Consider the following 14,341-nt stretch of genomic DNA (forward strand, 5'->3'; position numbering starts at 1 on the left):
TCTTCGTACTTGACCCATGAGGTCATGCCGGTCTCCCGGCACTCCCCATCATTACCAGCCAGTTCGATTCCGATCAGTAGAGCAGACTATAGAGTTTGCGACGGTAGCTCTGCGCCGCCGGTGTGCTGCCCATGGTCGCCAGAATATCGAGATAGGTCTTTCTGGCATCGCCGAATGCCAAATCCCGCTTGAGGATCTCCAGCAGCAGTCCCAACGCCTCTTCCTGACGACCAGCCTGGTTGTATTGCACCGCCAGCTCCTGAGTCAGGGAAAAATCATCAGGCTGTTCTGCATGACGGGCTTCCAGCGCGCGCAGCTCCGGGCTGTCTGCCGCTTGCAGGGCCAGCGCCAGCCGTGAGCTCAGGGTATGGAAGTGGCCATCCTGCGCCGCCATCGGGATGGTGCCGAGGCGCTCCTGCGCTTCCTCCAGCAGATTGAGGTCGAGCGCAGCTTGAATGAGCCACAGGCTGATGTCGTGACGTTCAGGAGCCAGCTGGTGTGCCTTGGTCAGATGGGCATAGGCGGTGCTGGGCTGCTCGTCAGCCAGTGCCTGTTGCCCCTTGGCCAGCAACTCTTCCTCTTCTTTGGGGGCGAAGGCGGCGAAATACTGGCGCAGGGTGGCTTCATCTTGCGGCCCTTCGATGATCCCCTGTTCGTCAGGGCGACCCTGATGGAACAGCACCAGCGCCGGCAGGGCGCGCAGGCCGAGCTGACTGGCCAGCGGCTGCAGCTGGGGATCGTTCATATCCACCTTGGCTAGGGTGATCTGCTCATTGGCGGGCCCAACCAGTGATTCGATCAGCGGTGTCATCCCCTGGCACTCCGGCATCTGCGGAGCATGGAAATAGATGACGACCGGCTTCTTCATGGACGCATCGATAAGTTCAGCGTGAAAATTCTGGGGAGTAATGTCGACGATCATGCGTTGGACTCTTCAGAAAGGGTGTTGAGTAACATGGGGTTAAGCGAGTGGCAATTCAAGCGCTCATCCAGCCGGTAAAAGGTCACAGGGGCTGCCGCCGCTGCGAGGCTGAGCCAGCCGCTGGCAAAGGGCCAATCCTGTACCTGATAAGAGGTGTCATCGAGCCGGTTGTCGAGTCGCCATCCTTCCTCTGGGAGAAACCGCACCTTCTCCAGTCCCGCCGCTATGCCGCCACCGTGGGCTTTCAGTACCGCCTCCTTGCGCGACCAGAGCCGGTAGAAGGCACTCTCCTGCTCTTGGGCAGGCAGTGCGCAGAGCCACTCATATTCACTCTGTGCATAAAACCGGCGGGCCAGGGGGAGGGGATGATGCCGCCGTTTGCCCAGTTCGATATCCACCCCAAGCGGCCCATGTGGGCAGAGCGCCAACACCAGCCAGCTGCCACAGTGGCTCAGATTGAACTGCCAAGCATCATCATGCAGTCGGGGCTTGCCGTGGGGGCCGTTGCAAAATTGCAGGCTGGCGGCAGGGCGTTGCAGCCTCTCGGACAACAGCTGGCGCAGCAGGGCGCGGCTCACCAGATATTCCTGACGCCGTTCAGGATGGGTCATGGTTTGCCAGATATGCAGCTCATCGGTTGACAGCCATTCAGGCAATTGAGCAAGCAGTGCCTGGCATACCCTGGCTGGTTTTAACAAAAAAAGATCGGTTTCGATCATGATTTTTCACTTTAAAAAGGTGCTGAAGCAGGGATAAAAGCCAGTTATCTATGAGGCCAAAGGTCCTTTTTGCGATTGTATATTGTTTGGGCATGATCACATTAATTATGAAAAATCGTGCATTTCCTTGCAAAAATGTGAGCTTGATAGGGATTTTCACTTGCCTCGATAGAATTCTTGGATATAGTCGGGTGCTGTTGCCTTATAAATTGCCCTTTGGGGCCGTATTTTAACAAGATTTACTATTTTGCGGGGATAAAGGATTGCGCTACCTGATGCTACTGCTGGTCGCGCTCGGAATGGCGGGTTGTGCTTCGGCACCCCAACCCGAGGTCGCGAGCAAGATCGAAGTTTCCATGATGGAACCCGTTATTGAACCGGAAGCTTCGCAGACACCCGATGTGAATGAAATCCTGACAGTATACAAAGAGTGGCGCGGTACCCCTTACCGCTACGGTGGTACAACCGAACGTGGTATCGATTGTTCCGCCTTCGCCCGTGAAGTGTTTCGCAATGCGGTCGGTATTGAACTTCCCCGCGATACCCGCTCTCAAGTTCACGAAGGGACGCGCGTTTCCAAGCAGGATCTGGTCGAAGGTGATCTGGTCTTCTTCAAAATCAATCGTCGTCTCAACCACGTTGGTATCTATGTCGGGAATGGCGAATTCATTCACGCCTCGACTCGAGCCGGTGTGACCCGCTCCAAGCTGGACAGCCAATACTGGCGCAGCAAGTTCTGGCAAGCTCGCCGGATCGATATCTGAGTCAGGCTGGACAAACGGCTCGCAGTACGGACTGTTTTTCCAACCTCACTTGAACCGGGCTCGATAGCTCGGTTTTTTATTGCCGTCGTTTAGACTTTCCCGAGTCAAATCACTATAGTGTGGGCCCGTTTTCTTCGGCAGGCTCAGCATGAAACCCCGCATCCCATCAGCCGGTGGCCCCAAGTCGGGCGACCGTAAATCCGGACTTCACTCCCGTAATCGCCATCAGGCGGGTTACGACTTTGAGGCGCTTTGCCTGCGAACTCCCGAGTTGGCCGCTCATGTCTTTATCAATGACTACGGCACCCGCACCATCGATTTTGCCGATCCCGATGCAGTGAAGACTCTCAATCGTGCCCTGCTGGCCCATCACTACGGGATTGCCCATTGGGACTTGCCTGCCGGTTACCTCTGCCCGCCTATCCCGGGACGGGTGGACTACCTGCACTGGGCGGCCGACCTGTTGGCCGAGAGCTCAGGCCAGCTCCCTACCGGCAAGGGGGTGAGGGTGCTGGATATCGGGGTGGGGGCAAACTGCATCTATCCGTTGCTGGGGGCCCGCGAATATGGCTGGCGTTTTGTGGGATCGGATATCGATCCGGTCTCGGTCAAGGCGGCCACCCTGCTGGCCAAGAGCAACGGACTCGGCAACCAGATTGAGTGTCGCCTGCAGGGCAACCCCAACCATGTGTTTCGCGGCATCATAGGGCCAAAGGAGCGCTTTGCCCTGACGCTGTGCAATCCGCCGTTCCACGCGTCGCTGGAAGAGGCGAGCAAGGGGACGGAGCGCAAGCTGCGCAATCTGGGCAAGGAGGTGACAGGCGCTCCTGTGCTTAATTTTGGCGGCCAGAAGGCCGAGCTCTGGTGCGAAGGGGGCGAGGCGGCGTTTCTGGCCAACATGATTGCCCAGAGCAAGGAGTTTGCCACTCAGTGCCTCTGGTTCAGCTCGCTGGTGTCGAAAAAAGAGAACCTGCCGGGGGCGAAAAAGGCGTTGAGCCGGGTGGGGGCGCGTCAGGTACGGGTGATCGACATGGCGCAGGGCAACAAGGTGAGCCGGATCCTCGCCTGGTCCTTTCTGGATGAAGAGGGATTGCGTCGCGGCTGGTCGAGCGCGCGCTGAGTCCCCACCACAAGGCCCGATGAGGGCCTTTTTTCATGATGAGCCCCGCGAATTTCCCCTGCTGGCGGCATCTTTGGCAATCGATTTCCTCATTGGCAGATCGTGCTGGTTTACATGGTGTAAGTAGTTACTTCCGCCTTGGTACAGGTGTACGCCGAGATTTTTTTGCACTTACAGCTGAAACTTTAATAAAATAGGACTGGTTAGACCTCTTTACAGGCAATGAATCACATAGGGATCGGAACATGAAAGTTGTCGATTTTCTGAAGCGCAAGCGCGAAATTTTGGCGCAGCACCCCTTTGAGCTCAAGGATTGGCTCTCACCGGCGATCCGCGACTACTGGCGTGAGTTTCAGCAAAAGGCACATCTTCACCCTTTGCTGGGTCGTGTACTGGACTTGCAAACCGAGACCCAGAGCGAGCAGCAACAGGATGCAGCAACCGTGGCACGGGTGGCCAACGGTCAGCCTGCCGTGGCTCAGGAACCCGCTGTGGAGCTGGGAGCCGAGGCTGCCGAGCTCTATGCCGCCCTGCAGGCTCGCATTGGTGAAGAGACCCATGTGGGCGAGTGGCTGCACGTCAGCCAGCAGATGATCGATCAGTTTGCTGCCGTGACCGGGGATCATCAGTGGATCCACACCGATCCGGAGCGCGCGGCCGCCGAGTCGCCTTTCAAGACCACCATCGCCCACGGCTTCCTGACCCTGGCGCTGCTGCCGCAGTTGACCGGCTCGGTCGATGAGGCCACCCCCGAGTTCCCGACCGCCCGCATGGTGGTGAACTTCGGGCTGGATCAGGTACGTTTCCCGTACCCCATCAAGGTGGACAGCAACATCCGCGCCCGCACCAAGCTGGCCCGGGTCACCCCCATCAAGGGTGGGCTGGAGCTGCTCAAAGAGATCAAGGTGGAGATCGAAGGGATCCGTCGCCCGGGTTGCGTCATCGAGTCGGTGACCCGCATCTACTTCTGAGCCCCTCATCGGTATGAATGGTGAAACGGGCCCGCTGTCGTGTGCAACGAACAGCGGGCCCGTTTTTTTGCCTGTTTGTTGCAAGGTCTGAGGCGTCAGCCATCGCGCGCCGACCCCAGCTTGATATGACTCACAAAACGGTGCGCCGTGCAGTTAGCCAGCTCTCATTTTGGCGAGTTGGCCGCGTGAGGCGATAGCATGTTATGCCACTATTGGCTTCTTACTCCCGATCCTGGAGACAATAGTGCCCATCAATAACAAGATTATTCTGCCACTGCTGCTGAGCCTCGCCATCCTGCTGATCCCGACCCACTGGATCCCGCTGGAGGGGATCACCGTCATCGAGCAGCGGGTCGTGGCTATTTTCGTGCTGGCCGCCCTCTGCTGGATCCTGGAGCCCATCCCTATCTTCGCCACCTCGGTGCTGATCATCGTGCTGGAGCTGCTGTTGCTCTCCGACAAGGGGCTCTGGTTCATGACTGCCGACAAGGCCGAACCGGGGTTTGGTGAGCTGCTCAAGTCCACCGAGGTGATGGCGACCTTTGCCTCGCCGGTCATCATGCTGTTTCTCGGCGGTTTTTTCCTCGCCATTGCGGCGACCAAATACCATCTGGACGTCAATCTGGCGCGGGTGTTGCTGCGCCCGTTTGGTCAGGATCCCCGGATCGTCATGCTGGGGCTGATGTTGATCACCGCCACCTTCTCCATGTTTATGAGCAATACCGCCACCACCGCCATGATGCTGGCCATCCTTACCCCTGTGCTGGCGGCATTTCCCGACAAGGACCCGGCCAAAATCGGCTTTGTGCTGGCCATTCCGCTGGCGGCCAACCTCGGCGGGATCGGCACTCCCATCGGTACTCCGCCCAACGCAGTGGCCCTCAAATACCTGACCGGCGAGCATGCCATCTCGTTCGGTCAGTGGATGGGATTTGCGGTGCCCTTTGTGGTGTTGCTGTTGCTGCTTGGCTGGTTCCTGCTGGGGCGCTTCTTCCCGAGTTCCCTCAAGCGGATGGATCTCAAGATTGAGGGGCGCTTTATGCAGACCCCCCGCGCCTGGGTGGTCTACCTCACCTTTATCACCACCATAGTACTCTGGCTGCTGGGGGATCTGCACGGCATGAGCTCCTACGTGGTCGCCATGATCCCGGTGGCAGTGTTCCTGACCACCGGCATCATCACCAAGGACGATCTGCACAAGATCTCCCTCGATGTGCTCTGGCTGGTCTCGGGTGGTATCGCGCTGGGGCTGGCGCTGGAGGACTCCGGGTTGGCCGAGCGGCTCATCACCCACATTCCGTTCCACGAATACTCCACGCTGGCGGTGCTGATTGGTGCCTGTCTGCTGGCAGTGGTGATGGCCAACTTCATGTCCAACACCGCAACCGCCAATCTGTTGCTGCCACTGGTGGCGGCACTGGCGGTCAGCATGCCGGAGCTGGCCGAGTGGGGCGGCAGCCACACCTTGATCCTGGCGGTCACCATTTCGGTTTCGCTCGGGATGTCGCTGCCCATCAGTACCCCGCCCAATGCGCTGGCCCACGCCACCGGTCTGGTGGAGAGTCACCAGATGGTGCGCATCGGCGTCATCATGGGGTTGGTCGGCACCCTGCTGGCGATGGTATGGATCTACCAGATTGCCGCCTGGGGGCTGATCTAGCGAGCCTGTCTGCCTAAAGCAAAGAGGAGCCGAATTGGCTCCTCTTTGCGTGTTGGGGATCCGGGGCTAGAAACTGACGCCAAGGCTGAGCAGGTGTCTTAATTCGCTCTCGCGGGGTTCCGGGCTGCCTGTGTCGACAAGGATGTCAGCATCTTCCCAATTCAGCTCACTCGACCAGGAGAGGCGCAGATGGTCATTGAAGTAGTAGCGCAACCCTATGCTGCCTTTCAGGTCCTGATTACGGGTGACATAGGGGGAGGGTTGTGCCAGATATTTCAGATAGCGCCCCTGGCTGAACAGTTCCATTTTCTCCTGCCAGAGGGAGAAAGGTTGGCGATAATCCCAGTTCAGGCCAGCGAAGGGGTAGTCTATGACCCGTTCACCCAGAAAAACGCCGGTGATCTTGCTATCTTCACGGAAGTAGAGCCGACTTAGCCCCCCTTGGGCCATCAGCTCCAGTCGGCGGCGCTTGTCGTTCCAAAAGCGATAGCCAGGCCCCGAGCCATAGTCCATGTAGAGATAGCGATCTTTATCCAGCATGTCATATTCGGCATCGAGTGAGGTACGCAAGAACCACTGCTGGTTGAAGAAGTAGTCCAGCGTAGGGTTGAGCTGATAATCATGGCTGTCGGTGACGTTGTCAGCGGTCTCATAGGTGTATTCACCGGAGAAGCTGTAACGCCAGTCCAGATTGGCCAGCTCGCTTTTCCACTTGAGGTTGACGTTGTTGGTCTGCTTGTCATTCTGTTTGAGTTTGACATTGAGATCGCCGCTGCCGGTCCAGAGCCAGGCGTTGCGTTCATCCTGGTCATCCTCGAACAGCTTGAGCCCACCCTTTGCCGTCGCCTTGGGTTTGTCCTCTTTATCGATACGCCAGCGTTTGATGGCCTCTCGCTGGACGGTGACTGCGCCGCTGTAGGGAAGGGCGATGCGCACCGACTGTTCGGTCACCTCCTCGATGTTGCCGGTCAGACGATCGCCATTGTTCATCCAGAGAATGTCCTTGGCCCACAAGGAGTGACAGACCAACAGGAGCAGGAGGGGCAGGAATTTCATGAGGTAAGGTGACTCCGGTGCGACTCGGGCGCTGGTGACTTAACCACTGACAAGTTGGCTGCTGATGGGGCGGGGCAGGCCATTTTTGCTCTCCAGCGCCGCCGTCACCTCATCCTGCATCACGTCAGGTGCACTGATAAAGCTCTCTATGGCCGGAGATAGCACCAGCGGGGCGCCATTTTCAAGCTCCTCTTCGGTGCGGGAGAGCGGGGAGTGCACCTCCAGCCAGCGCCTACCATCCGGTTCGATGGCGACCTTGACCGGTTGATTGATGACCCGCACCGGCGTGCCGATCGGCACAATCTTGAACAGGGCCTCAATATCGTCAGGTCGCAGCCGGATGCAGCCTGCACTTACCCGCAGGCCAACGCCAAAATCCTTGTTGGTGCCGTGGATCAGGTAGTCGCGCTTGCCATAGCCAAGGCGCATGGCGAACTTGCCGAGGGGATTCTCCGGGCCGGGGGGCACCACGGCGGGCAGGGTGATCCCTTTTTGCTCCAGCCAGGATTTGCGCACCATGGGGCCGGGAACCCAGGTCGGGTTGGGATTCTTCTCGATGACGGTGGTGGTCATCTCGGGTGTTTCGCGGCCGATATCGCCAATCCCGATGGGCAGCACGATGACCTCGTTCTTCCCTTTGGGGAAGTAGTAGAGGCGCAGTTCGGGCAGATTGATGACGATCCCCTCGCGAGGCACATCAGGCAGCAGCATCTGGGTGGGCAGCGTCAAGCGGGTGCCCGGCTTGGGTAAATAGGGGTCTACACCCGGATTTGCTTCAAGCAGCGCCAAAAATCCAATTTGTGTATTTTTGCCAACCAGCTCCAGATGTTCATTCTGCTGGATGATGTAATCCTCCAGCTCACCGATTAGGCGACTCCCGGCAGGTGGCAGCGGGTAGCGTTTGGCCTCTGCCGGCGTGGCGCAGAGCAGGATCGCTGCCAGCAGCAGGGAAAGGGCGGGCGTTATGGAGAGGGGTATGAGTTTCGGCAATCGCATAAGGAGATCCATCAGTTCAATCGGGGCGGAACATCATCAACACAGCCGCCAGGATGGCGCGATTGTTCCTCAATCAGCCCATGATTACCAGCTTGCCGCGCACCCGCAATGATTTGGGGATACATAGGAAACCAGCCAAAATCGGCATCACCCATAAATTTGAGTGCCAAGCAGGAAAAAGAGGCGCCTCATGGCAATGGGGGAATATCACGACGTGGATAATGGCCGGGTGTGCGAGCGGGTGGATACAGAGCCATACAAGAGTGGCCTCGCAACGCAGGCCGTGCGTGAAGCATTGTGAGCCTGCTCCCAGATAGCTGATTCAGCCATTTGATATATAAGAAATTTTTGTTGCATCCTCGGCCCAGCTTGGGTAAAACTCTCTCCCCACGGAGAGATGCCGGAGTGGCCGAACGGGATTGACTCGAAATCAATTGTGGCAGCAATGCCACCCAGGGTTCGAATCCCTGTCTCTCCGCCACATACCAAGCCCAAGCAATTAGATTGCTTGGGCTTTTTCGTTTCGTGTGATGCCTGATATGCCATCTGATGTTGGCTGGCTTGAAGCGTCCCCTCTATCGACCACCTGTTAGTCGACTCGAGCCCATATCGAGATGTCTTATCGTCGTGCAATAGGGGCCCCCTTTTACTTGCCCGATCGCCTATCGGTTGCAAGGTTGGCCCCAACGGCTTGCTCGCCAGTCATGATGGCGACACAATGGAGTCCCTTTGGTTGGCCGCTCGCAGCTGGGGCTCGTGGCCGAATGGCCAGCGATAGTATGAGCGCGCCCGAGTGTTATGGGCCGGTGACAACGGGAAACATGGCGAGAACAGGAGCAAAAGAGGATGAGGGAAGGGCTTGAATGGTGCTGGCTCAATGAACCGGCCGAATGGCACAAAACAAGCGACGGCTTGCTGGTGGTAACGGACAAACAGACCGATTTTTGGCGCAGCACCTGGTATGGTTTCGAGCGCCACAGTGGGCATCTCTATGGCTGTGAGGTCGAGGGTGAATTTACCTTTCAGGTCTGTGTCGAAGGGGAGTTCACCACCCTCTACGATCAGGCAGGGCTGATGTTGCTGCAAGACGAGGCGCACTGGCTCAAAGCGGGGATAGAGTACAACGATGCCCAGCCGATGATCGGCAGCGTGCTCACCAATCTGCGATCTGACTGGGCCACCGGTATTTTCAGCGGCAATCCGCGCCGTTTCTGGCTGCGCCTGACCCGGCTGGCCGATTGTCTGCGTCTGCAATACTCCACCGATGGCGAGGTGTGGCCACTGCTGCGGCTCGCTCCGTTCCCGCCAGGCGAGCGCTGCTTTATCGGAGTGATGTGCTGCACCCCCGAGCGACAGGGGTTGGCGGTGCGTTTTTCGGATCTGCGCCTCACGCCGCCCCTTGGCGAGGCACTGCATGATTTGAGCTAGCCAGCCCATGGCTGGCATTGCGTGTCAACCGGCAGAGTGAACAATGCCGTCGGCCTGTAGCGTCATTCGCAGGGTCTATCGAGCGGGAGGGGCGTTGCCCTCCCGCTTTTTTACACCGGTAGGTCGGGAATGGCGGGTGGCTGTGATGGGCAAGCCTTGGCAAGCAACGTCGAAAAGCATGCGGTATGCGATGTAGCAGACAACAAGTTACCGGAACTGGGATCTCGATCGGGACAACAGGACTTTTGTCCTGCAAGGGGAGTTGGGGTGGCGGCTAGGATGGCCACATCAAAACAATAAAACGAGTCAAACTGGAGCACAACAATAATGACCGCTCATATCAATGCCAACCCGGGCGATTTCGCCGAGACCGTCATCATGCCGGGGGACCCGCTGCGGGCCCGCTATATCGCCGAGACTTTTCTGACCGATGCGCGCGAGGTGACCAATGTGCGCAATATGCTGGGCTACACCGGCTATTACAACGGCCAGCGCATCTCGGTGATGGGCCACGGTATGGGGATCCCCTCCATGGTGCTCTACGCCCACGAGCTGGTGAACGACTTCGGGGTCAAGCGGATCATCCGCATCGGCAGCCTGGGGGCGACCCAGCGCCACGTGCAGATGCGTGACGTCATTCTGGCGCAGGCGGCGGGCACCGACTCCCCGACTAATGCCAAGCGCAGCGCCGGTTACCAGATGGCCACCTCGGCCGACTTCGCCCTGCTGCACAAGGCGTTTACCAAGGCGCAGGAGAAGGCGATTCCGGTCAAGGTGGGCAATATCTTCACCGGCGACCTCTATTACGATCCGGACGAAAACCTCATTCCGGCGCTGGAGAAGTTTGGAGTGCTTGGCATCGACATGGAGGTGGCCGGTCTCTACGGGCTGGCCCATCAGCAGGGGATAGAGGCGCTCGCCATCCTGACTGTCTCCGACCACTGCCTGACCGGTGAAGAGACCACTGCCGAAGAGCGGCAACTCTCCTTCAACCAGATGATCGAGCTGGCGCTGCACACCGCGCTGTAAGCGCCGCAGTCCGCCCACCCCTGCACGCCCCCTGACCCCAAGAGAGATCCAATATGAACAATAAGCTCTCCCTCACTGCCATCAGCTTCCTGGCCAACTTTGTGATGGCCGGTTTTGCGACCCAGTTCGGCATGCTGATCGACCCCATCGCCGCCAAGTTCGGCGCCGACGTCAATCATGTGGCCTCCATCTTCTCCCTGCTCAACGGCGGGGCGCTGGCGGGCACCATTGCCGCCTTCTTCCTTATCGAGAAGGTGGGGCTCAAGCGGATGACCCTGCTCTGCTACGGCCTGATCGCGCTGGCGGCGGCTTCGCTCCATCTGACCGGCTCGCTCTATGTGGTGATGGCTGCCATGACGGTGATCGGCCTGTGTGGCGGGGTGGGACTCTGCATTGCAGGGACGCTGGTGGTGAGCGTCTGGCAGGCGCGGATGCAGAGCACCATGCTGGTGGTGCAGGATGCCACCTTCAACGTGGCCGGGGTGGTCTTCCCGCTTATCACCACCTACACCCTGACTCACGCCATGGCGTGGAGCTGGAGCTATCTGGCGGTGGGCGTGGTGGCGCTGGCGACCATGCTGGTGGCGGTGCTGACCAACTTCCGCAGCTGCGAGGCGGGTGGCGAAAGCGCAGGCAACGAGCACTCGGAGTGGAACCTCGGCATCATCAGCGGCGGGTTGGGGCTCTTTCTCGGCATGCTGGCGCTCTACACCTTCCTCACCTGGGCGCCCATGTTCGTGAAGAATAAGTTCGGCATCCCCTTCGAGGAGGCGGGCAATATCATCACCCAATACTGGACGGCTGCCCTGCTCGGCGCACTGGTCTCCACCGCCATCGTGACCCGCATTGCGATCCGAACCTTCCTGCTGGTGATCATCACCCTGGCGATGGGGATGACGGCGCTCATCGTCACCACCGATAACCTGAGCCAGTTGCCATACCTCACCTATGGTTACGGCTTTGTCTGCGCGGCGCTCTACAACGCCTTTATCGCCTACGGGGTGTCGTTTGTGCGCCAGGCGTCGAGCAAGAACGTCTCCTACATCCTCATCAGCGGCAGCGCGGGGGCCATGTTCAGCCCGGCCATCAGCGCCATGTTCGAGCAGGTGATCGGCTTGCAGGCGGTGATGTACGCCATCCCGCTTATCTACGCCGTGATCCTCGCCATGCTGGTAGCCTCGCTGCGCATGGCCCGGCCTCAGCCCTGTCTCGCCTGAGCGGGGGAGTAAACAGCAAGAGGGGCGGTATAAACCGCCCCTCTTTTTTGTTGCTGTTCCGCTTGTTGCTGCTCAGTCGGCAACTGAGGCCTGCGACTTATGGCTGCTCCAGAAAGGCCTTGAGCCCCGCCAGATCGCGGATCTGCAATCCCTCTTCGCCGCGCTCCACCAGTCCCTTCTCCATCAGCTCTTTCACCGCCCGCCGGTAGACCCGGTCGGTCGTGCCGAAGCGTTCCGCCTCCTGATACCCCTTGCGAAAGCCGCTCACCGGGTTGTGGTGGCAGTGGCTGTGATAGAGGTCGAGGGCGATGTTGTAGCTGATGGGGTAGAGCATGCGGCAGGTGAAAATATCCACCGTGTCCTGATAGTCGATGGCAATGGCGGTGGCAAAGAAGAGCGCCACCTTGGGGTGGGCGACCAGCGCCTGCTCCAGCTGCTCGCCGTCGATGCGGGCCACTTCCAGCGGCTCCTCGGCGATGATGTCGAGCTGGCAGCGGTAGCCGGTGAAGAACTCCATCTCGCCAAACAGCTGGTTGTCGCACTCCAGGGTGCCGAGCTGAAAGCGGCGGCCATTCATGGCGGTGTGGCCCATGGCGATGCGGCCGCCCGGTACCAGCACCAGATCCCGCAATAGCTCCCCCTGACGCATCAGGGGCTCCCCCTCGGGGATCAGATGCTGCTCCGTGATGCAGGATTGCACTACCTGCACGATAAGATCATGACTGGCCTGCCAGTGGGGCTGAAAGCGTCCCTTGAGAAGGGGTTTGAGTTGCATGGGATTTCGAGTCGTCGCCAAACAGAAACGACTATTACACACCCTTGCATACGGATATGCCAGTTTTGTACCGCAAAGTGGGGCTTACTGGTGTAGAAGTGCAATCTGGAAGCATAAAAAAGCGCCCGAAGGCGCTTTTTCATTGAGCGGTGGTCAGCAAGGGTTAGCTAATCAGGCTGGCCCACAGGTCATATTCGTCGGATTCGTCGATCCGCACCTTGACCATGTCGCCCGGCTTGAGGCCGGTTTCGCCGTTGAGGTAGACCAGACCGTCGATCTCCGGCGCATCGGCGAAGGAGCGGCCAGTGGCACCCTCTTCGTCCACTTCGTCGATGATAACGGTCATCTCCTGGCCCACTTTGCGGGCCAGCTTGCGGATGGAGACCTGCTGTTGCAGCTCCATAAAGCGCTGGAAGCGCTCTTCCTGAATCTCTTCCGGCACCGGGTCCGGCAGCTCGTTGGCCAGCGCCCCTTCGACCGGGCTGTATTTGAAGCAGCCGACCCGATCCAGCTCCGCCTTGTCGATAAAGTCCAGCAGCATCTGGAAATCTTCCTCGGTCTCGCCCGGGAAGCCAACGATAAAGGTGGAGCGCAGGGTGATCTGCGGGCAGATTTCGCGCCACTTCTGGATCCGCTCCAGAGTGCGCTCGACAGTACCCGGGCGTTTCATCAGTTTCAGGATGCGCGGGCTGGCGTGCTGCAACGGAATATCGAGGTAGGGCAGTACCTTGCCATCGCGCATCAGCGGGATGACGTCATCTACGTGTGGGTAGGGGTAGACGTAGTGCATACGTACCCAGATATCGAGCTTGGCCAGCTCTTCGCACAGGGCGACCATGCTGGTCTTGACCGGCATACCGTCGTAGAAACCGGTGCGGTGTTTCACATCGACGCCGTAGGCGGAGGTGTCCTGGGAGATCACCAGCAGCTCCTTCACGCCCGCCTCTTTCAGGCGCTTGGCTTCTGCCAGCACGTCGCCGATGGGGCGGCTCACCAGATCCCCGCGCATGGAGGGGATGATGCAGAAGGTGCAGCGGTGGTTGCACCCCTCGGAAATCTTCAGATAGGCGTAGTGGCGCGGGGTCAGCTTGACGCCGTGGGCCGGTACCAGACTGGTGAAGGGGTTGTGCTGCGGCTTCTCCACATATTTGTGGACGTGACCCAGCACCTCTTCATAGGCGTGGGGGCCGGTGATCTCGAGCACCTTGGGGTGGATCTCGCGGATCTGGTTCTCTTTGGCGCCAAGGCAGCCGGTGACGATCACCTTGCCGTTCTCGGCCAGCGCTTCGCCGATCGCTTCCAGCGACTCTTGCACCGCGCTGTCGATAAAGCCGCAGGTGTTGACGACGACCAGCTCGGCATCGTCATAGCTGGGCACCACATCGTACCCTTCGGTACGCAGCTGGGTCAGGATGCGTTCTGAATCGACCAGGTTTTTGGGGCAACCCAAGGAGACGAATCCTACTTTGGGGGCCTGTTTTGTGTTGGACATCGCTCAATCACTCTTAGGTGGCTCTTCTTTAAGGGCGCGGATTTTACCGGAATGGTTAACCAAAAACTATACAGCCAGCATGGCAGAACCTAACAATATCTCCGAGTGGGCAGGATTGGGCCGTGCGAATAGCGGCTGATGGTGGAGCCCTGACTGGCGCGCAGTCCCTGCTGCACAGGTTTGTGGCTGGCA

Annotated in this window: 13 protein-coding genes and 1 tRNA gene; 8 read left to right on the top strand and 6 right to left on the bottom strand. The window is 59.0% G+C overall.

From position 1 onward, the window contains the following. Positions 1–73: 73 nt before the first annotated feature. Entirely contained in the window at positions 74–922 is an 849-nt protein-coding gene (locus G5229_RS00365) for a tetratricopeptide repeat protein (protein ID WP_421207990.1), read from the bottom strand. Beyond that, positions 919–1,641 carry a 4'-phosphopantetheinyl transferase family protein gene (locus G5229_RS00370; RefSeq protein ID WP_421207992.1) on the bottom strand — a complete coding sequence of 241 codons (723 nt, stop codon included), beginning with the start codon at positions 1,639–1,641 and terminating at the stop codon, positions 919–921. Before G5229_RS00370 ends, G5229_RS00365 begins: the two co-directional genes overlap by 4 nt. A 275-nt stretch (positions 1,642–1,916) precedes the next feature. On the opposite strand from G5229_RS00370, the gene G5229_RS00375 reads away from it, so the two are divergent. The 4 genes from G5229_RS00375 (at position 1,917) to G5229_RS00390 (ending at position 6,156) form a co-directional block, all read left to right on the top strand. Then, positions 1,917–2,405 carry a C40 family peptidase gene (locus G5229_RS00375; RefSeq protein WP_421172010.1) on the top strand — a complete coding sequence of 163 codons (489 nt, stop codon included), beginning with the start codon at positions 1,917–1,919 and terminating at the stop codon, positions 2,403–2,405. A gap of 148 nt (positions 2,406–2,553) precedes the next feature. Then, the gene (rlmF, locus tag G5229_RS00380; RefSeq protein ID WP_266134491.1) at positions 2,554–3,525 is read left to right on the top strand and encodes a 23S rRNA (adenine(1618)-N(6))-methyltransferase RlmF; all 972 of its coding nucleotides are present in this window, start codon (positions 2,554–2,556) and stop codon (positions 3,523–3,525) included. Positions 3,526–3,770: 245 nt separating this feature from the next. Further along, positions 3,771–4,496 carry a MaoC family dehydratase gene (locus G5229_RS00385; RefSeq protein ID WP_204483864.1) on the top strand — a complete coding sequence of 242 codons (726 nt, stop codon included), beginning with the start codon at positions 3,771–3,773 and terminating at the stop codon, positions 4,494–4,496. Positions 4,497–4,740: 244 nt separating this feature from the next. Then, on the top strand, positions 4,741–6,156 hold the full coding sequence (locus G5229_RS00390) for a DASS family sodium-coupled anion symporter (RefSeq protein ID WP_335865835.1): 1,416 nt from the start codon (positions 4,741–4,743) through the stop codon (positions 6,154–6,156). Between the two features lie 66 nt (positions 6,157–6,222). On the opposite strand, the gene G5229_RS00395 is transcribed toward G5229_RS00390, so the two are convergent. Then, positions 6,223–7,212, bottom strand: a complete 990-nt coding sequence (locus tag G5229_RS00395) for a DUF481 domain-containing protein (RefSeq protein WP_323913161.1) — start codon at positions 7,210–7,212, stop codon at positions 6,223–6,225. 39 nt (positions 7,213–7,251) lie between these two features. Then, positions 7,252–8,208 carry a L,D-transpeptidase family protein gene (locus tag G5229_RS00400; RefSeq protein WP_216979181.1) on the bottom strand — a complete coding sequence of 319 codons (957 nt, stop codon included), beginning with the start codon at positions 8,206–8,208 and terminating at the stop codon, positions 7,252–7,254. A 391-nt stretch (positions 8,209–8,599) separates the two neighbouring features. Here G5229_RS00400 and G5229_RS00405 point away from each other — a divergent pair. The 4 genes from G5229_RS00405 (at position 8,600) to tsgA (ending at position 11,882) form a co-directional block, all read left to right on the top strand. Next, positions 8,600–8,689 (top strand) — tRNA-Ser (locus G5229_RS00405). Positions 8,690–9,054: 365 nt separating this feature from the next. Continuing rightward, the gene (locus G5229_RS00410) at positions 9,055–9,636 is read left to right on the top strand and encodes a DUF1349 domain-containing protein (RefSeq protein WP_421207995.1); all 582 of its coding nucleotides are present in this window, start codon (positions 9,055–9,057) and stop codon (positions 9,634–9,636) included. A 327-nt stretch (positions 9,637–9,963) separates the two neighbouring features. Continuing rightward, positions 9,964–10,665 (top strand): purine-nucleoside phosphorylase, encoded by a 702-nt coding sequence (gene deoD / locus G5229_RS00415; protein WP_005303072.1) that lies wholly within the window; start codon positions 9,964–9,966, stop codon positions 10,663–10,665. Positions 10,666–10,718: 53 nt separating this feature from the next. Continuing rightward, the gene (gene tsgA / locus G5229_RS00420; RefSeq protein WP_227340955.1) at positions 10,719–11,882 is read left to right on the top strand and encodes an MFS transporter TsgA; all 1,164 of its coding nucleotides are present in this window, start codon (positions 10,719–10,721) and stop codon (positions 11,880–11,882) included. A 97-nt stretch (positions 11,883–11,979) separates the two neighbouring features. On the opposite strand, the gene G5229_RS00425 is transcribed toward tsgA, so the two are convergent. Together G5229_RS00425 and rimO are read right to left on the bottom strand one after the other, a co-directional pair. Then, a complete protein-coding gene (locus G5229_RS00425; protein ID WP_216951704.1) occupies positions 11,980–12,657 on the bottom strand; it encodes a Crp/Fnr family transcriptional regulator in 678 nt (225 codons plus the stop codon). A 163-nt stretch (positions 12,658–12,820) separates the two neighbouring features. Further along, a complete protein-coding gene (rimO, locus tag G5229_RS00430) occupies positions 12,821–14,149 on the bottom strand; it encodes a 30S ribosomal protein S12 methylthiotransferase RimO (RefSeq protein ID WP_421207997.1) in 1,329 nt (442 codons plus the stop codon). Positions 14,150–14,341: the final 192 nt, after the last annotated feature.

Origin of the sequence: Aeromonas sp. 602396 (assembly GCF_049173735.1) — a bacterium.
Lineage (GTDB): Bacteria > Pseudomonadota > Gammaproteobacteria > Enterobacterales > Aeromonadaceae > Aeromonas > Aeromonas veronii_A.